The organism is Pseudomonas sp. GD04058, assembly GCF_029836855.1.
GTDB classification, from domain to species: Bacteria; Pseudomonadota; Gammaproteobacteria; order Pseudomonadales; family Pseudomonadaceae; genus Aquipseudomonas; species Aquipseudomonas bharatica.
In genome coordinates this window covers 1-17339 of sequence record NZ_JAOECN010000041.1, presented here as the reverse complement: position 1 = coordinate 17339, position 17339 = coordinate 1, and the positions used below count along the sequence as shown (strand labels likewise).

The following is a 17339-nucleotide window of genomic DNA, read 5'->3' as shown; positions in this document are numbered from 1 at the left end:
AGCGATGGGCATGGGGATCTGCACATATTTTGAGGTAAGAAGGCCCGTCAGTAGATCGCATCAGGGCTGGCAGGTGCTCGTCATGGCTTTTCCGGCGTCCTTGAGATCGAGCGCCGCCCGCGCGGCGCATCGCTGGCAAGCCAGCTCCCACATTTGTTGCAACGTGCCTATGCCTGTCAGGCCATGGTTGACCGCCTTGTTCGGACGACGCGATACCACGTCGAGCCCAACAGCCTCCCCGCAGTAGATCGCCGAACATCCAAAGGCTGGCAACGGAGATCTCACAGGCCATGGCACGTTGCGACAAATGTGGGAGCTGGCTTGCCAGCGATGCGCCGCGCGGGCGGCGCTCGATCTCAAGGGCGCTGAAGATCTTCCGGCGTGCGCCTAGTGGCCACCAGATGCCCCGCGCTCCAGCCACCGCCCAATGCACGAAAGACGGCGATGGCAGCCCGTGCCGACGCCGCTTGCGCCTGAGCCCGCGCGTCAGATGCTCGCAGCAGCGTCTGGTCGGCATTGAGCACTTCGATCAGGCTGGCAGTACCGTTCTGGTAGGCGGTGAATGCTGATCGCCTGGCGCTGTCCAGCGAGGTTTCGCCTGCGGCCAGCGTTGCTGCCTGGGCTTCCCGATTGACCAGTGCCGAGAATGCGTTCTCGACGTCTTCACCGGCTCGCAGCACCGATTGTGCATAGGCTGCGAGCGCTTGCGCCTGCTGTCCCTTGGCCTGGTCGATCTCGGCATTTATCCGGCCGAAGTCGAACAGCCTCCAGCGCAGTCCCAGCAGCCCCGCCGACTGGCTGGCGCCGCCGCCGAACAGATGGCCGCCGGAGGTGGTGGCGCTGCCGATCAGCGCACCCAGGGAAAACCTGGGGTAGTACTCGCTGACTGCAACGCCGATCCGCGCATTGGCGGCCTTGAGCCGCCGTTCGGCCGCGATGAGGTCGGGGCGTCGGCGCAGCAGATCGGCCGGCGAGCCGATGTCCGAAACCTGGGGTGCGCGTGGAATCGCCCCGGCTGCAACCAACGCCTCACGATGCGTACCGGCTGGCGTGCCGAGTATCACATCGAGCGCGTTCATGGCAGCATCCAGCCTGGACTGCAGCACCGGTACGCTTGCCCGAACCTGCGACAGCTCGCCCTCGGTCTGATGGATCTGGTACTCGGCGGCGAGGCCTCTGCTGTGCAGCAGGCGAACCTTGGTCAGCAAGTCCTCCTGGGTCTTGACCTGCCGCTCGGCGATGTCGAGGCGGGCCTGCAAGCCGCGAATGGTGGTGTAGATGTCCGCGGTTTGTGCGGCGATGGCCAGCCGGGTGGCGCTCACGCCAGCCTCGGATGCCTGGTATTCGGCCCGGGCTGCCTCCCGGTCACGGCGCAGGCCGCCGAATACATCCAGCTCCCAACTCGCTTCGAGGTTGGCCTCATAGCTATTACCATAGCGGTCATAGCCCGGTGTTGAATCCAGCACCCTGCCCAGTGGGGTTTCCACCGACTGGTAGGCGCGTGCGGCTTGTCCCTGGACAGTGGCGGAGGGCAGCAGCGCGGCGTTGGCCGCGCCGAGGCCGGCACGAGCCTGGGAAAGTCGGGCCTGAGCCTGTGCTATATCAAGGCTTTGCTCCAGAGCCTGGGTGACCAGGCTGCTTAGCAAGGGGTCGCCAAAACCGTCCCACCATCGAGCAAAATCGGCGTGTCCAGTCGCTGAGCGTTGCTCGACGGCGGACTGGCCGAGATACCTGCCGGGCAGGGGAGGGTCCGCTGGCTGATAGTCCGGACCGACCGCGCAACCTGCAACCACGCTGGTGCTTACCACGAGAGCAAGAATACGGAAGGGAGGCATGGCGTTACTCTCAAGCGAGATATAAGGTGTGACCATATTATAGATTGGTCACTTGCTGTCAATCGGCTCACCGAGGAGCTAAGCTGCAAGAATGAATGAAAACATGAGTACACCTTCCACGCGTGGCCCCCAGGACCATGATGTCCGCGACCAGGTCATCGAGGCGGCCACCCGGCATTTCGGGCATTACGGTTACGAGAAGACCACCGTCTCCGACCTGGCCAAGGCGATCGGCTTTTCCAAGGCCTACATCTACAAGTTCTTCGACTCCAAGCAGGCCATTGGCGAGGTGATCTGCTCGAACCGCCTGGCCATGATCATGGAAATCGTCAACGCCGCGATCGACCAGGCACCGACGGCTTCGGAGAAGCTGAGGCGTCTGTTCCGCTCGATTTCCGAGGCCGGCAGCGATCTGTTCTTCCATGACCGCAAGCTCTATGACATCGCGGCGGTTGCCTCCCGTGATCAATGGCCGTCGGTGCAGGCACACGAGCTGCGTATCCGCGCGATCATCCAGCAGATCCTGGTCGATGGCCGCGAGGCGGGTGAATTCGAGCGCAAGACACCGCTGGACGAGGCTGCCAACGCGATCTTCCTGATCCTGCGCCCCTACGTGAACGCCGCTCAATTGCAGTACAACCTCGACACCGTTTCGGAGGCTGCGGCGCATTTGCCGGCACTGATATTGCGCAGCCTGGCGCCATAGACATCGCTAGTGACTATTGACAATATTGGTCACTAGAAAAAGAATGGGGTTCTTGCATAGTCCATGAGCCCGGAACCCCATGCGCCTCAAGCCAGCTGCTTTCGCCGTTTGCGTACTGCCTTTCGTCCTGGTGGCGTGCGGCGACCCCTCCGTCAGCAAAGACGCCCGTACAAAGCCGCCCGTGGTCAGGACGGCGGCGGTCGAGCGAGCAGTCGATGCGCCCCGTTCGTTCACCGGCGTGGTTGTCGCACGGACCCAGAGCGATCTGGGTTTTCGCGTTTCGGGCAAGGTGCTCGAGCGCCTGGTCGACACCGGGGAGACGGTCAGGCGCGGCCAGCCGCTGATGCGCATCGATCCTGTCGACCTGCAACTGCAGGCGCGCGCGCAGCAGGAGGCCGTGGTGGCCGCCCGGGCGAGAGCCAGCCAGACGGCCGATGACGAGGCCCGTTATCGCGGTCTGGTTGCGGAAGGTGCCGTATCGGCATCGACCTACGATCGGATCAAGGCCGCCGCCGACGCGGCGAAGGCCCAGCTCAGCGCGGCGCAAGCCCAGGCGGATGTGGCGCGTAATGCCACCGGCTACGCGGTACTGTTGGCCGATGCCGACGGCGTGGTGATGGACACCCTGGCCGAGCCCGGCCAGGTGGTCAGTGCCGGGCAACCGGTGGTGCAACTGGCACGCGCCGGGCAGCGCGAAGCCGTCGTGCACCTTCCCGAAACCTTGCGCCCGGTGCCGGGCTCCACTGCCCAGGCGATCCTGTATGGCAACAGCGGCCCCGCGGTTACCGCCAGGCTGCGTTTGCTCTCCGAGGCCGCTGACGGCACCACCCGCACGTTCGAAGCCAGGTATGTGCTCGACGGTGCGCTGGCGAACGCGCCGCTCGGTTCGACCATTACCCTGAACATCGCCAAGGAAAAAACCGTAGACCAGGTACTGCAAGTGCCCATCGCCGCGCTTTACGATCCGGGTAGCGGCACCGGCGTCTGGGTGATCGCCGGAGAGCCGGCGAAGGTCTCCTGGCGGCCTGTGCGGGTGTTGGGCATCAGTGATGATGCGGCGCGTGTCACCGGCAACCTCGACGCAGGCGAACAGGTGGTGGCGCTGGGCGCGCACCTGCTGCGTGAAGGCGAAGCGGTGCTGTTGGCGCAAATGGCTGGGACATCGGTCGCCGGGGTCCAGCCATGAGCCAGCAGCGTTTCAACCTGTCGGCCCTTGCCGTGCGCGAGGGTTCCATCACGCTGTTCCTGATCCTGTTGATCGCAGCGGCCGGGACGCTGGCGTTCTTCAAGCTCGGCCGGGCGGAAGACCCGCCCTTTACCGTCAAGCAGATGACCATCATCACCGCCTGGCCAGGCGCTACCGCCCAGGAAATGCAGGATCAGGTCGCCGAACCGCTGGAAAAGCGCATGCAGGAGCTGCGCTGGTATGACCGCAGTGAAACCTTCACCCGTGCGGGGCTGGCGATCACCCTGGTGTCGCTGCTCGACAGAACGCCGCCGTCGGCAGTCCAGGAGGAGTTCTACCAGGCGCGCAAGAAGCTCGGCGATGAAGCCAGGGCGCTGCCGGCGGGAGTGATCGGGCCGATGATCAACGATGAGTTCTCGGATGTGACCTTCGCGCTTTATGCGCTCAAGGCCAAGGGCGAACCGCAGAGGCAACTGGTGCGTGACGCCGAGTCGCTGCGCCAGCGCTTGTTGCACGTGCCGGGGGTCAAGAAGGTCAGCATCATCGGCGAGCAAGCCGAGCGGATTTTCGTCTCCTTCTCCCATGATCGCCTGGCAACGCTGGGGGTGACGCCGCAGGACATCTTCGCTGCGCTCAACAGCCAGAACGCGCTGACCCCCGCCGGAGCGGTCGAAACCAGCGGGCCGCAGGTGGTGGTGCGCCTGGATGGCGCCTTCGACGAACTGGCGAAGATCCGTGAAACCCCGATTGCCGTGCAAGGGCGCACGCTGAAGCTTTCCGACGTGGCAACCGTGGAGCGCGGTTATGAAGACCCGGCCACCTTCCTGGTTCGCAACGGCGGCGAACCGGCATTGCTGCTGGGCGTGGTGATGCGCGAGGGTTGGAACGGCCTCGATCTCGGCGCAGCGCTGGACGCCGAGACGGCGAGTATCAACGAGGCCATGCCCCTGGGTATGACCCTGGCCAAGGTCACGGATCAGGCCGTCAACATCACCTCGTCGGTCGATGAGTTCATGGTCAAGTTCTTTGTCGCGCTGCTGGTGGTGATGCTGGTGTGCTTCCTCAGCATGGGCTGGCGCGTGGGTGTGGTGGTTGCCGCGGCCGTGCCCTTGACGCTGGCCGTCGTGTTCGTGGTGATGGCGGCCACCGGCAAGAATTTTGACCGCATCACCCTGGGTTCACTGATTCTTGCCCTGGGCCTGTTGGTAGACGATGCCATCATCGCCATCGAAATGATGGTGGTGAAAATGGAGGAGGGCTACGACCGCTTCAAGGCGTCGGCCTACGCTTGGAGCCATACCGCCGCGCCGATGCTTTCCGGGACCCTGGTCACCGCCATCGGCTTCATGCCCAACGGATTCGCGCAGTCCACGGCGGGTGAATACACCAGCAACATGTTCTGGATCGTCGGCATTGCCCTGATCGCCTCCTGGATAGTGGCGGTGGCGTTTACCCCGTACCTGGGCGTGAAGCTGTTGCCGAACATCAAACGGGTCGAAGGCGGCCATGGGGCTATCTACAACACCCGCCACTACAACCGTTTTCGCACCCTGCTGGCGCAGGTCATCGCCCATAAATGGCTGGTGGCGGCTGCGGTCATCGGCCTGTTTGTCATGGCCGTGCTCGGCATGGGGCTGGTGAAGAAACAGTTCTTTCCGACCTCCGACCGCTCCGAGGTGCTGGTCGAGTTGCAGATGCCCTACGGCACCTCCATCGAACAGACCACCGCCACCGCCATCAAGGTCGAATCCTGGCTGCGCGAGCAAGAAGAAGCCAGGATCGTCACCTCGTACATCGGCCAGGGCCCGCCGCGCTTTTTCCTGGCCATGGCACCTGAACTGCCCGATCCGTCGTTTGCCAAGATCGTGGTGCTGACAGGCAGCCCCGAGGCCCGCGAAGCCCTCAAGTTGCGTCTGCGCGAAGCCGCCGCGCAAGGGCTGGCGCCCGAGGCCAGGGTGCGCGTCACGCAGTTGGTGTTCGGCCCGTATTCGCCTTACCCGGTGGCGTATCGGGTGATGGGGCCCGACCCTGTGCAGTTGCGCCAGATCGCTGCGCGCGTGGAGGAGGTTCTGCAGGCCAGCCCGATGATGCGCACGGTGAACGCCGACTGGGGCCCGTTGGTACCGACGCTGCATTTTTCGCTGGACCAGGATCGCCTGCAGGCGGTGGGCCTGACGTCCAGTGCGGTCGCGCAACAATTGCAATTCCTGCTCAGCGGTGTGCCGATCACCTCGGTGCGCGAGGACATCCGCTCGGTGCAGGTGGTCGGTCGCGCGGCCGGGGCGATTCGCCTTGATCCCGCGAAGATCGAAGGCTTCACCCTGGTCGGCTCGGCTGGCCAGCGCATACCGCTCTCGCAGGTCGGCGAAGTCGATGTGCGCATGGAAGATCCCATCCTGCGCCGCCGTGACCGCACGCCTGCCATCACCGTACGGGGCGATATTGCCGAAGCGCTGCAGCCGCCAGACGTGTCTGCGGCGATCTGGAAAGCGTTGCAACCGATCATCGCGACCTTGCCGGCCGGCTACCGTATCGAAATGGCCGGCTCCATCGAGGAGTCGGGCAAGGCCAGCCGGGCGATCCTGCCGCTGCTGCCGATCATGATCGCCCTGACGCTGCTGATCATCATCGTGCAGGTACGCTCGATCTCGGCCATGGTCATGGTGTTCCTTACCTCGCCGCTGGGGTTGATCGGGGTGGTGCCCGTTCTGCTGCTGTTCCAGCAACCGTTCGGCATCAATGCCCTGGTGGGCCTGATCGCGCTGTCGGGCATTCTGATGCGCAACACGCTGATCCTGATCGGGCAGATCCACCACAACCAACGCGACGGGCTCGACCCGTTCAATGCCGTGGTGGAGGCTACGGTACAGCGGGCCAGGCCCGTCCTGCTGACCGCGCTGGCGGCCATCCTCGCGTTCATTCCGCTAACCCATTCGGTGTTCTGGGGCACGCTGGCCTACACCCTGATCGGCGGGACATTCGTCGGCACCATCATGACCCTGGTGTTCCTGCCCGCGATGTACTCCATCTGGTTCAGGATCGGCCGCGACATCACGCCGCCGAAGCGCAAGCCCGAAGCCGAACGACGCACGTACAGTGAAACGAGGAGTGTGCAATGACCGATCTGCAGAACCAGTCCGTAGCGCTGGATGGGCTGGCGCCTCCCAGGGGCAGCCCCATACTGACGGGCAGGCTCGTCGCCTTGCTGGCGTGTCTGTCGGCGATCAGCGTGCTGTCTACCAACATCATCCTTCCTGCGTTCCCGGAAATCGGCCAGGAGCTAGGCGTTTCTTCCCGTGAATTGGGGCTGACCCTCTCCAGTTTCTTCATCACCTTCGCGTTCGCGCAATTGCTGGTGGGGCCGCTGGCGGACCACTACGGGCGCAAGGGATTCGTGTTGGGAGGGCTGGCCCTGTTCGTGATCGGCACAATGGTCGCAGGCGTTGCCGGCACCCTGGATGTGCTGATTGCCGGGCGTGTCATACAGGCGTTGGGGGTGTGCGCCGCAGCCGTGCTGGCGCGGGCCATTGCCCGCGATCTGTTCGACGGCGAGACCCTGGGGCGTGCGTTGTCGCTGACGATGATCGCGACTGCCGCGGCCCCCGGATTTTCACCGTTGCTTGGCAGCCTGTTGACCACCGCCATGGGATGGCGGGCGATCTTCGTGATGGTCGGGGCAGCCGCCGTCCTGATCGCCTGGTTCTACGCCCGCAGCCTTGGCGAAACCTTGCCACCTGGGCGCCGCACGGCGCTATCGGCAGCGAGCGTGGTGTCCGCCTATGGCAGGCTGCTCCGTGATGGCAGGTTCATCCTTCCCGCCGCCTCGGTGAGCTTGTTGATGAGCGGTCTGTTTGCCTCGTTCGCCGCCGCGCCGGCCATCTTGATGAGCGGGATGGGCCTGTCTTCGTTGCAAGCGGGTCTCTACTTCGCCGCCACCGTTTTCGTCGTCTTCGCTGCCGGCCTGGCGGCCCCGCGACTGGCCCATCGTTTTGGCAGCCGAACGATCACCACCCTGGGGCTCGCCACGGCGCTGCTGGCCGGGGCCCTGTTGCTTATCGGGCCGAAGAACCCCGGCCTGGGCTGGTACTCGCTCTCGATGGTGATTTTTCTCTGGGGCATGGGCCTAGCAAACCCATTGGGCACCGCCATCACCATGAGCCCGTTCGGCAAGGAAGCGGGCCTGGCGTCCGCGTTGCTCGGCTTCTTGACCATGGGCGCCGCGGCGATCACCACCTGGCTGGGATCGGTACTCGAATACCCGCCGGTGCTGACCCTGGGGGCTATCCAGGCGACGGTGTGCGCGGTGGCACTGGTGACGTTCTTTTCGAGTAGACGCGGTTAACCTCGCAACGCCGAGGTCAAAGGGGGCAAAAGGCCCGGTCAGGCACGGCCTGCATCCCCGGACCTGAACAGGTGTTCGAAGCCCAGCAGGGTGCTGTCGACGAAGCGCGCGTCAGTGATGTCGGCGGGGAATTGCAACACGCCGTGGATCACCAGCGAAGCCAGCCCGTGGGTGTACGACCAGCCTGCCAGGGCGGCGCGGCGGACGTCGGCGCTGTCGATGTCCTGCCGGAGGATTTCGGCAATGATGCGCTTGAGTTCGCCGAAGGCTTCGTCCCGGGCTTCACGGTATTGCACCGGCATTGCGTCGCCGCCCAGCTCCGGCCCGAACATCAACTGATAGAGCGCCGGGTTGGCGCGGGCGAAGCTGAAATAGGCCAGGCTGGCCTCACGCAGTTTCTGCAGGCCAGCCTGGCCCTGATCGCCCTTGCGCAGCGCCATTCCCAGCTCGCGAAACCCCTGGGCTGCCAGATGGGCAATCAGTTCGGCGCGGTTGGCGTAGTGGTAATAGGCGGCCGTCGAGCTCACGCCAACCCGCTCCGATACCGCGCGAAGCGACAGTTTGGTCGGTCCCACTTCTTCGAGCATTTGTCGCGCGGCGTCGAGAAGCTGCGGCGCGAGGTTGCCTACGTGGTAGGTGTCGCGGGCTCGCTGGGGAGACTTGGTCATGTGGAGGAGGCCTTGATCCTGTGGGTTTCGAAGCGCCGTGATCTTAGCATTCGAAAGTATCTTGACGATGCTAAGATCAGATCTTAGCATCGTTAACATTGCTCCCGTGGTACGCCCATGCCTTCACGGTGCGACCGTCCGGAGCCTTTTTTTGCAATTAAACTAAGCGCTGATAAGTTCGAGGTGAAGCATGAAGCACTACGACGCCGTGGTGATTGGCGCCGGCATCTCGCGGCCTCCCGCCGGCTACGCCGGCCGCAGCGGCCGCCTGAACCGGAGCATGTTCCAGGAACTGCTGGGCGAGATCGGCAACCGGATGTTCTACATCTGCGGCCCGACCTCGTTCAACGACAATTGCATCAGCCTGCTGGGCGAGCTGGGCGTGGCCCGCAGGCGCATTCGCGTCGAGGCCAACGGTGCGCCCAAGGCGCCGGACGAGCAGCATGGCTGGCCGGAAGGCGTGAGCCTGGACGACGAGGTGCAGATCACCGTGCAGGGCAGGGGCAGGTTCCGCAGCAAGGTCGGCGAGCCGCTGCTCAACGCCCTGGAGCGCAATGGCTACTTTGCCGAGAACGCGTGCCGCTCCGGCGAGTGCAGCCTGTGCCGGGTCAAGCTGGTGGCGGGCAGCGTGTTCAACCCCCAGGAGGCGCGCCTGCGCACGTCCGACCGCGATTTCGGCTGGATTTATTCCTGCGTGGCCTTTCCCACGGGCGATATTGAAGTGCTGTTGTGAGTCGCCGCGTTGCGCTGGCAGCGCGATTGGCTAGGCTCTGTCTGGATAGCTGATTGGAGGATGCCCGCATGGGAACCAGATTGAATCTCGCCGTAGCGCTCTCGTTGGTAATGGGGATAAGCCCGATGCTGCTGGCAGACCCCGGAAAAGGAAAAGGCCACGACAAGGGTGGTCAACACGGCAACCAGGGGCATCAAGGCAACGGCAGCGACTGGCAGGGAGGGCCTGCCATCGACTTGGGCGGGGTGCGGGTCATACTTAACGACAATCGTGCCTACTGGAACCCGGGCTCCGCGCTACCGCCAGGGATCCAGAAAAACCTGGCACGTGGCAAGCCGCTTCCGCCTGGGATCGCCAGGAAGCTGGACGGCAGGCTGGTGGGACGACTTCCTCACTATGAGGGCTATGAGTGGCAGCAGGCTGGCACCGACCTGTTGCTGGTGGCCATCGCCTCGGGTGTCATCTACGAGGTGCTGCATAACGTGCTGGATTGAGGTCGCCAGCCCTGCCGGGGAAAAGTGGCGCACCCGTCGCCCAGGCTGCAGCGGGTGACGAGGTGCGATCACTTGGCGGGAGAAGGCAAAATCACCGCGAAAAGGGTGCCGTCCTGTTCGGTCGATTCCACTTCGATCCTTCCGCCGTGCCCTGCGACGATCTCCGCCGCGATGAACAGGCCCAGGCCGAGCCCCGCCGCAGAGCCTCGCTCACCGGCCGAATAGCTTGAATATCGACCTTCAGGTTTGAAGATATAGGGCATCACCTCGGGTGCAATAGGCTCTCCCTCGTTATGAATGCTGACCCGCGCAACGCCCTGTGCCTCGGCTATGGTGACCTTGATCGGGGCGGTGGAGTCGCCATGCCGAAGGGCGTTGCCAATCAGGTTGGTGAACACCTGGGAGAGGCGCTCCGGATCGAACCGGCCGGTTATATGGGCCTGCTCATCGAGAACGATGCTGGCATGCGGAGATCCGGTGCGTAGCTCGGCAATCGCAGCGCGGCAGATCGGGTTCAACTCTGCGCTCTGCAGGTCCACTGGAATACCGCTACCCAGGTTGCAGCGAGCCAGATCCAGCAGGTCCCTGATCAAGGCGTCTGCGCGGCGCGCGCTGACACAGACCTGCGCCGCCAGATCCATGCCTTTCTCATCCAGCCCCTGTTGCCGCTGGATCAACTCGCCAGCCATGAGGATCGCGCCCAACGGGGAGCGCAGATCATGGCCTAGCACTGCCAGCACCGTTTTCCGGGTTGATTCGACGGCCGCTCCATAGGCCGCGATCGACTCTGCCAGCGCCTGGTCGATTGCCTCGTTGAACCTGATCATGTCCTGGACCCGATGCGGGTCTGCGAACGTCTCCTGCTCCAGCCAGAGCGCCAATACGCTTGCGCGCAACGCCCTGTATTCGGACACCAGCTGATCCATGGAAAACCCGGCTATCAAGCGCGCGACTGCGTGGGTCTGCGCGGCGGTATCGCTTGAACTCGTAGGGCCTCTTCCCTGGGCCTTCTCGGCTTGCTGGTGCCTGGTTTGTGCGGTTCGCATATCGGCGACCACCGTGTGCAGCATCATTTCGGCATGATCTCGCAAGCCGATCGAGTCCAGCTTCGGCAGCTCTGTTTCAACCGAGCGAGCGTAGTTCTCCCACGCCTGGAGAATCATCTCCATGTCGTTTTCGATGAAATCAAACAATCTCATGGAAGGGCGACCCCTGTTCTTGAGAAAGGCGCCCGAAAAGCCTAGCCCACATGTCATTGGATCACCACGCCCGTTTGAGCATCGGGCAACGTCGCACACGGTGCCGACAGTGTTCGCCCGGAGCATGATGGTCATCCTTCAAACCGCCTACCCTGCCACCCCGGCAAGGCGTAATCCTTGAAAACCAACCACCCGATCCCATGGGCGCACCGTACATGCGCGTCGACTTCAGACCCGCTCAAGCCTCGGACGCGCACGACATTGCGCGCTTCTTTCAACTGACATCGGAAGGCATGGCCGATTACATATGGAGCAAGCTTGCCGCGCCTGGAGAAGCCTTGCTGGATGTCGGTGCGTCTCGCTATGCCAGGGAGCAGGGCGACTTTTCCTACAAGAACTGCCTGATGGCCACTTTCGAAGGGCGTGTCATCGGCATGATGCATAGCTATGCCTTGCGCGAGATCCCAGACAGGTCGGTCGAGACAGACCCGGTCCTCGCCCCTTATTCCGACATGGAAATACCCGGCACCTTGTATATATCCAGCCTGGCCCTGGATGAGGCCTGGCGCAGCCAGGGGCTGGGCGTCCAGTTTCTTCGCCACGCCCAGCAACGCGCCGAGGACGCTGGCCTGGATGGGCTATGCCTGATCGATTATGCAGAAAACCACGGTGCGCGCCGCTTCTACGAGCGTCACGGGTTCCGGATTGTCAAAACCTGCCAGATCGTTCCGCACCCGATGCTGGGCGTAACCGGTGAAGCCTATTTGATGTATCGCCCTAACCACGAAGCCCGAGAAAAAACCATGAACATGAAGAAGACACTAACCGTGTTCCGCGATCTGGAAATCCAACCGGTGCGCGACCTTCCCTTTTTTGAAGAGGTCGTTGAAGGCACCCCCCATACATTGACGTCGAAGTACTATCACGATGAACAGCACGGTCGCATTTCCGGAGAATGGCAAGCCAGTACCGGAGCGTGGCGCATCGACTATAAGGTCTGGGAGTTCTGCCATGTCCTGAGTGGATGCTGTGTCATCGAACTCGAGGGTTGTGCCCCCGTCACACTGGCCGCCGGCGACACCTTCATTATCGAACCGGGCGCCAAGGGCAAATGGACCGTGCTGGAAGACATGAAAAAGAATTTCGTGATCCTCTTGCCCGCGAACTAGATCGAGCGCTGAGCAGGAGCGCTTTGCCTGCTTGCCCGATAGCAGCGCTCGATGCTCTTGCGCAGGCTTCATGCCTGGAACAACCCACGAACGACCTCTCTCAGCCAGCGGTTCCCGGTGTCCTGGTGGTAGCGGGCGTGCCAGTGCTGCTTGACCGTGAACCCCTCCACTTCGAACGGGCAATCATGCACCCGCAGCCCATGCATGTCGGCCAGGGTCTGCCCGATATGCCGCGGCAAGGTGGCCAGCAGGTCGGCCGTCCCGATGATCATCCCCAGCCCGAGAAACCCCGGTAGCTCGAGCATGATCCGCCGCTCGATGCCAGCCCGTGCCAGCCCTGCCTCCAGCAGCTTCTGCCCGGTGCCGGAACTGACCTGCACATGCCCCTCGGCGCGGTAGCGCGCCAGGTTCATGCCCTTGCGCAGGCGTGGGTGTTGCGGATTGCTCAGGCACACCCAGTCCTGCTCGAACAGCACCTGCTGGTACATCCCTCCACCCAGGGAAGGCACGAAGCCGATGGCCAGGTCCGCCTCGCCGGATTCCAGCGCGCTTTCGGTGTTGCCGTCGATCCGCGCCGCCTCCAGGCGGATGCCCGGCGCATGGCTGCGCAGGTGGTTGAGGAGGCTTGGCAGCAAGGTGATATGGCTGGCGTCACTGACACACAGGCGAAAGCGCCGCTGCGCGCTGGCCGGAATGAACTGCGGCTCCCAGGTGGTCAGCCGGCGCATGGATTCGAGCACTTCGCGGCACGGCCCGATCAACTGGTCGGCCCGCGGGGTAGGGGCCATGCCACCCGGAGTACGCACGAACAACGGGTCGTTCAACTGCTCGCGCAGGCGTGCTAGCCAGATGCTGATGGTCGGCTGGCTCTGTCCGAGCTGCTCGGCGGCGCGGGTCACGCTGCGGCATTGGTACAGCACTTCGAACAACTGCAGCAGCTTGGGGTCCGGCAGGGGCGCCAGTGTTGTCATTATTGCAAATCCCAATAGCGGTATTGGCGCCATTGTATAGCTCAAATAATCGTCGCTGCATAAGGTAGTCGCAAACCACAGGAGGTCTGCGATTTGAAAATCTGCATTCTGGGTGCCGGCGCCCTGGGCTGTGCCATCGGCGCAGCGTTGAGCGAGGCCGGGCACGACACCTGGCTGATCAACCGTAGCCGCGCGCACGTCGACGCCATGAACGCGAACGGGCTGCAGGTGCATGACGAGCGCGGTGAGCGCCAGGTACGGGTCAATGCGACCACCGACGCCAACGACGTCGGTGTAGCCGACCTGGTCGTGGTACTGGTGAAGTCGTTCCACACCGCCGAGGCGATCGCCGGGGCCACGGCCTTGCTGGGGCCGCAGACGCTGGTGCTGTCGCTGCAGAACGGCCTGGGGCACGAGGACATCCTGGCCGAAGCGGTGGGCCGGGAGCGGGTGCTGGCTGGCAAGACCTATGTCGGTGGTGTCTTGCTGGCGCCGGGTTGCGTTCGTGCCGGGGTGGCGGGCAAGCACACCTATATCGGGGAACTCGACGGGCAATCGACCCCGCGCGTGCAAGCGATCGCCGAGGCCTTCAACGGTGCCGGACTGGCCACCACGGTCAGCGACAACATCCTCGGCACCATGTGGGACAAGCTGCTGGTGAATGTCGCCACCGGCGCACTCAGCGGCATCACCATGCTCAATTACGGCCAGTTGTACGCCGAGCCGTTGCTGGCGCACACCGCCAGGGCGGCGGTGGCCGAAGCCATCGCCGTGGCCGAACGTGCCGGTGTCCGCCTGAGCCTGAACAGCCCCGACGCCGCCTGGCAACTGGCGGCCGAAGGTCTGCCGGCAAGCTTCAGTACCTCGATGTTGCAGAGCCTGGAAAAAGGCTCGGTCACCGAAATCGACTTCATCAATGGCGCCGTCGTGCGCTGGGGCGAGCGTCATGGCATCGCCACCCCGGTCAACGCCACCTTGGTGGCCTGCATCAAGGGCATCGAACGCGCAATGGCCGATCACCAGAAAGAGGGCAATTCATGAGCCAGCCGAAAGCCTACCTCGAACACGTCGCCTTCTGGGTGCGTGACATCCACTGGCACATCCGCTTTTTCAGCGAGGTGTGCGGCATGACCATGCGTGAAGTGCAGGGTGATCCCGAGCAGCCGGCGCAGTACTGGACCCTTGGAGGCCTTCAGTTCATTCACCAGCCGGACTTTGCCGGGCCGGAAGGGCGCATGGCGCACCTGGGCATCATGTGCGAGGACCTTGAGGCCGCACTGGCGGCGGCTCGACGCTTCGCTGTCAGCGAAATGCCCCAGGGCCGCAACTGGCTGCGCCTGCCTGACGGCCTGGCGGTGGAATTCATCCAGGCGCGGCCGGCCGGGTGCGTGGCCCAGGCACTGGCCATCGACCCACGTGCGGAGGTAGAGGCATGAAGGTGGTGGAAAAATACTGGGACGATGCCCGCGAAGGCGACGAATGCATCAGCCCCACCTACACCGTGACCCGCGAGCGCATCATGGCCTACGCCGACCTGACCGGCGACCACACCCCGGTGCATGTCGATGAGGCCTACGCCAACGCCAGCCACTTTGGCTGCCTGGTCGCCCACGGGCTGTTCGGCCTGTCGATTGCCGACGGCCTGAAAACCCAATGCGAGTACCGCTTCGTGCCGGGCATGTCGCTGGGCTGGACCTGGGACTTCGTCCTGCCGATCAAGGTCAACGATGTGCTGCACGTGCGCATGCGCGTGGGCGCGATGCGCCCGAGCAACAGTCGGCCGGGGTGGGGCATCGTGGTGTTGCCGTCGGAACTGATCAATCAGCACGGCGAAGTCGTGCAGCGCGGCGAGCACCGGCTGATGGTGCCAAGGAGGGCGCAAGCATGAGCCAGGCACTGCCTTTGGCGGGAATCCGCGTTATCGACTACAGCCACTTCCTCGCCGGTCCCTATGTCGGGCGGTGCCTGGCGGCGCTGGGCGCCGAGGTGATCAAGGTCGAACGGCCGGGGAGCGGCGACGCCGGTCGCCAGCACGCCTTCACCCTGGACGACCAGCAGAGTGGCTACTTCCTGCAACTGAACATGGGCAAGCAGGGCGTTAGCGTGAACATGAAGGACCCACGCGGCAAGGTCTTCATGCAGCGCCTGACCGATTCGGCCGACGTGTTCATCGAGAACTATCGCCCTGGTGCCCTGGACAAGCTTGGGCTGGGCTACGCCGAACTGTCGGCGCGCAACCCGCGCCTGGTGTACTGCTCGATTTCCGCCTACGGCCACACCGGGCCGGATGCCCATCGCGCCGGCTTCGGACTGATTGCCGAAGCCAAGAGCGGGATCATGCAGATGGTCGGCGTGCCGGGGGAAGCACCGCCGTTGCTGCGGATTTCGCTGGGCGACATGTACACCGGCATCCACGCGGTCGCGGCGATCAACGCGGCGTTGCTGGGGAGGGTGAGCAGTGGCCGCGGCCAGCACATCGACATGGCCCTGTACGACACGCTGGTGTCGATGCATGAATACGCCGTGCAGTGCTTCACCTTGTCGGACGGCACCGTGCTGCCCGAGCAGACCGGGCATGACATGCCGACTTCCACCTTGTATGGCGTGTTCCGCGCTGCCGACGGCGACCTGGTGATCGCGGCCCAGGTCGATGATGCCTGGCAGCGCTTTGCCGCCATGCTCGAAGCCAACGGCGGCCCGGCAGGCTTCGCCAGTGACCGCCGTTACCACAGTCTGAGCGGCCGCAATGCGCACCGCCAGGCGATTCTGGCGGTGGTGCGCGACTGGGTGGGCGCGCGCTCCGTGGCCGGGATTCTGGCACTGCTCGATGCCATCGACGTGCCCGGCGCCAAGGTCCAGCGCATCGACGAGGTGCTGGCCGACCCGCAGATCCAGGCGCGCAATATGGTCATCGAGCAGCAGCACCCGCGCTTCGGCACGTTGCGCCTGCCTAACCTGCCGTTCCGCTTTTCCGATTGCGACACCACGGTCCGCCAGGTCGCCCCGGACCTTGGCCAGCACAACGCCGAAGTGGCCGCCGCGCTCGGCTTCAGCCCTGAAGAAATCACCGCCATGCAGGCAGACGGTGTCCTGTTCACCCACGGAGATGCACGATGAGCGACCGCTATGCAGTGATCGGCCGACCGATCAACCACACCAAGTCACCGCTGATTCACGGCCTGTTCGCCCAGGCCAGTAGCCAGGTGCTGGAGTACGGGGCGATCGAGGGATCGCTGGAGGATTTCGAGGCCCAGGTGCAGCAGTTTCGCGACGAGGGCGGGCGGGGGATGAACATCACCGCGCCGTTCAAGCTGCGGGCCTTCGAGCTGGCCGAGCGGCGCAGCGAGCGTGCGCAACTGGCCCGTGCGGCCAATGCCTTGAAGTTCGAGGATGGCCTTGTCGTCGCCGAGAACTTCGATGGTATCGGCCTGCTGCGCGATATCGAGGAAAACCTTGGTGAGCCGCTGCGCAACCGACGCGTGCTGGTACTGGGCGCCGGTGGCGCAGTGCGTGGTGCGTTGTTGCCTTTCCTGCAAGCCGGGCCTGGCGAGTTGGTGCTGGCCAACCGCGACATGACCAAGCCCCTGGCGCTGCGCAACGAACTCGACCACCCACGGCTGCGCATCAGTCGCTATGAAGCGTTGCAGGGGCAAACCTTCGATATCGTGGTCAACGCCACGTCCGCAAGCCTGGTCGGTGAATTGCCGCCGTTGCCTGGCGGTGTGCTCGGGGAGGCACGGTTGGCGTACGAGCTGGCGTATGGCAAGGGGCTTACCCCGTTCCTGCGCCAGGCCCGCGAGGAAGGGGTCGCCCGCCTGGCGGACGGCGTGGGCATGCTCGTCGAGCAGGCGGCGGAGGCCTTTGCCTGGTGGCGCGGGGTGCGGCCCGATACCCGTGTCGTTATCGATCGACTGACCATTGCGCTGGAGTAGGCTCAGGGGCATGGGTATCTACACACCTTTTGAGGTAAGAAGGCTCCGTCAGTAGATCGCATCAGGGCTGGCAGGTGCTTGTCATGACTTTTCCGGCGTCCTTG

Annotated in this window: 16 protein-coding genes and 1 pseudogene; 13 read left to right on the top strand and 4 right to left on the bottom strand. The window is 64.1% G+C overall.

Going from position 1 to position 17339, the window contains the following annotated elements; genetic code table 11:
- Positions 1–356: 356 nt before the first annotated feature.
- Positions 357–1835 carry a TolC family protein gene (locus N7650_RS23815; RefSeq protein WP_279900282.1) on the bottom strand — a complete coding sequence of 493 codons (1479 nt, stop codon included), beginning with the start codon at positions 1833–1835 and terminating at the stop codon, positions 357–359.
- 103 nt (positions 1836–1938) lie between these two features.
- On the opposite strand from N7650_RS23815, the gene N7650_RS23810 reads away from it, so the two are divergent.
- The 4 genes from N7650_RS23810 (at position 1939) to N7650_RS23795 (ending at position 8069) form a co-directional block, all read left to right on the top strand.
- Positions 1939–2541, top strand: coding sequence for a TetR/AcrR family transcriptional regulator (locus N7650_RS23810; protein ID WP_240500590.1), 603 nt, complete (start codon positions 1939–1941; stop codon positions 2539–2541).
- Positions 2542–2620: 79 nt separating this feature from the next.
- Positions 2621–3727, top strand: a complete 1107-nt coding sequence (locus N7650_RS23805) for an efflux RND transporter periplasmic adaptor subunit (RefSeq protein ID WP_279900280.1) — start codon at positions 2621–2623, stop codon at positions 3725–3727.
- Positions 3724–6846, top strand: a complete 3123-nt coding sequence (locus N7650_RS23800; protein ID WP_279900278.1) for an efflux RND transporter permease subunit — start codon at positions 3724–3726, stop codon at positions 6844–6846. The genes N7650_RS23805 and N7650_RS23800 overlap by 4 nt, the downstream gene beginning before the upstream one ends.
- A complete protein-coding gene (locus N7650_RS23795) occupies positions 6843–8069 on the top strand; it encodes a multidrug effflux MFS transporter (RefSeq protein WP_279900276.1) in 1227 nt (408 codons plus the stop codon). Before N7650_RS23800 ends, N7650_RS23795 begins: the two co-directional genes overlap by 4 nt.
- 38 nt (positions 8070–8107) lie before the next feature.
- Here N7650_RS23795 and N7650_RS23790 read toward each other — a convergent pair whose 3' ends face one another.
- On the bottom strand, positions 8108–8737 hold the full coding sequence (locus tag N7650_RS23790) for a TetR/AcrR family transcriptional regulator (protein ID WP_279900275.1): 630 nt from the start codon (positions 8735–8737) through the stop codon (positions 8108–8110).
- A 190-nt stretch (positions 8738–8927) separates the two neighbouring features.
- Between N7650_RS23790 and N7650_RS23785 the strand changes: the two genes are divergently transcribed.
- Positions 8928–9470 carry a 2Fe-2S iron-sulfur cluster-binding protein gene (locus N7650_RS23785; RefSeq protein ID WP_279900274.1) on the top strand — a complete coding sequence of 181 codons (543 nt, stop codon included), beginning with the start codon at positions 8928–8930 and terminating at the stop codon, positions 9468–9470.
- Positions 9471–9538: 68 nt separating this feature from the next.
- On the top strand, positions 9539–9964 hold the full coding sequence (locus N7650_RS23780) for an anti-virulence regulator CigR family protein (protein ID WP_279900272.1): 426 nt from the start codon (positions 9539–9541) through the stop codon (positions 9962–9964).
- A 68-nt stretch (positions 9965–10032) separates the two neighbouring features.
- Here N7650_RS23780 and N7650_RS23775 read toward each other — a convergent pair whose 3' ends face one another.
- A complete protein-coding gene (locus N7650_RS23775) occupies positions 10033–11163 on the bottom strand; it encodes a HAMP domain-containing sensor histidine kinase (protein WP_037060070.1) in 1131 nt (376 codons plus the stop codon).
- 200 nt (positions 11164–11363) lie between these two features.
- Here N7650_RS23775 and N7650_RS23770 point away from each other — a divergent pair.
- A pseudogene (locus N7650_RS23770) lies at positions 11364–11942 on the top strand (N-acetyltransferase); the annotation flags it as partial.
- 30 nt (positions 11943–11972) lie between these two features.
- Entirely contained in the window at positions 11973–12332 is a 360-nt protein-coding gene (locus N7650_RS23765; protein WP_205884573.1) for a cupin domain-containing protein, read from the top strand.
- A gap of 68 nt (positions 12333–12400) precedes the next feature.
- Here the strand turns inward: N7650_RS23765 and N7650_RS23760 are convergent, their stop codons facing one another.
- Entirely contained in the window at positions 12401–13303 is a 903-nt protein-coding gene (locus N7650_RS23760) for a LysR family transcriptional regulator (RefSeq protein ID WP_279900271.1), read from the bottom strand.
- 93 nt (positions 13304–13396) lie between these two features.
- Between N7650_RS23760 and N7650_RS23755 the strand changes: the two genes are divergently transcribed.
- Genes N7650_RS23755 through aroE form a run of 5 tightly spaced genes read left to right on the top strand, consistent with a single transcriptional unit; the run spans position 13397 to position 17235 of the window.
- Entirely contained in the window at positions 13397–14344 is a 948-nt protein-coding gene (locus tag N7650_RS23755) for a ketopantoate reductase family protein (protein ID WP_279900270.1), read from the top strand.
- Positions 14341–14739, top strand: coding sequence for a VOC family protein (locus tag N7650_RS23750; protein WP_279900268.1), 399 nt, complete (start codon positions 14341–14343; stop codon positions 14737–14739). Before N7650_RS23755 ends, N7650_RS23750 begins: the two co-directional genes overlap by 4 nt.
- On the top strand, positions 14736–15191 hold the full coding sequence (locus N7650_RS23745; protein ID WP_064301441.1) for a MaoC family dehydratase: 456 nt from the start codon (positions 14736–14738) through the stop codon (positions 15189–15191). The genes N7650_RS23750 and N7650_RS23745 overlap by 4 nt, the downstream gene beginning before the upstream one ends.
- Complete coding sequence (locus N7650_RS23740) at positions 15188–16420, top strand: CoA transferase (protein WP_279900267.1); 1233 nt, start codon at positions 15188–15190, stop codon at positions 16418–16420. Before N7650_RS23745 ends, N7650_RS23740 begins: the two co-directional genes overlap by 4 nt.
- The gene (gene aroE / locus N7650_RS23735) at positions 16417–17235 is read left to right on the top strand and encodes a shikimate dehydrogenase (RefSeq protein WP_279900266.1); all 819 of its coding nucleotides are present in this window, start codon (positions 16417–16419) and stop codon (positions 17233–17235) included. Before N7650_RS23740 ends, aroE begins: the two co-directional genes overlap by 4 nt.
- Positions 17236–17339 lie beyond the last annotated feature (104 nt).

What these genes read in the sequence shown, in the direction of transcription:
- N7650_RS23815 (WP_279900282.1), bottom strand. Translation starts at nt 1,835, where the DNA reads ATGCCTCCCTTCCGTATTCTTGCTCTCGTGGTAAGCACCAGCGTGGTT.
- N7650_RS23810 (WP_240500590.1), top strand. Translation starts at nt 1,939, where the DNA reads ATGAGTACACCTTCCACGCGTGGCCCCCAGGACCATGATGTCCGCGAC.
- N7650_RS23805 (WP_279900280.1), top strand. Translation starts at nt 2,621, where the DNA reads ATGCGCCTCAAGCCAGCTGCTTTCGCCGTTTGCGTACTGCCTTTCGTC.
- N7650_RS23800 (WP_279900278.1), top strand. Translation starts at nt 3,724, where the DNA reads ATGAGCCAGCAGCGTTTCAACCTGTCGGCCCTTGCCGTGCGCGAGGGT.
- N7650_RS23795 (WP_279900276.1), top strand. Translation starts at nt 6,843, where the DNA reads ATGACCGATCTGCAGAACCAGTCCGTAGCGCTGGATGGGCTGGCGCCT.
- N7650_RS23790 (WP_279900275.1), bottom strand. Translation starts at nt 8,737, where the DNA reads ATGACCAAGTCTCCCCAGCGAGCCCGCGACACCTACCACGTAGGCAAC.
- N7650_RS23785 (WP_279900274.1), top strand. Translation starts at nt 8,928, where the DNA reads ATGAAGCACTACGACGCCGTGGTGATTGGCGCCGGCATCTCGCGGCCT.
- N7650_RS23780 (WP_279900272.1), top strand. Translation starts at nt 9,539, where the DNA reads ATGGGAACCAGATTGAATCTCGCCGTAGCGCTCTCGTTGGTAATGGGG.
- N7650_RS23775 (WP_037060070.1), bottom strand. Translation starts at nt 11,163, where the DNA reads ATGAGATTGTTTGATTTCATCGAAAACGACATGGAGATGATTCTCCAG.
- N7650_RS23765 (WP_205884573.1), top strand. Translation starts at nt 11,973, where the DNA reads ATGAAGAAGACACTAACCGTGTTCCGCGATCTGGAAATCCAACCGGTG.
- N7650_RS23760 (WP_279900271.1), bottom strand. Translation starts at nt 13,303, where the DNA reads ATGACAACACTGGCGCCCCTGCCGGACCCCAAGCTGCTGCAGTTGTTC.
- N7650_RS23750 (WP_279900268.1), top strand. Translation starts at nt 14,341, where the DNA reads ATGAGCCAGCCGAAAGCCTACCTCGAACACGTCGCCTTCTGGGTGCGT.
- N7650_RS23745 (WP_064301441.1), top strand. Translation starts at nt 14,736, where the DNA reads ATGAAGGTGGTGGAAAAATACTGGGACGATGCCCGCGAAGGCGACGAA.
- N7650_RS23740 (WP_279900267.1), top strand. Translation starts at nt 15,188, where the DNA reads ATGAGCCAGGCACTGCCTTTGGCGGGAATCCGCGTTATCGACTACAGC.
- aroE (WP_279900266.1), top strand. Translation starts at nt 16,417, where the DNA reads ATGAGCGACCGCTATGCAGTGATCGGCCGACCGATCAACCACACCAAG.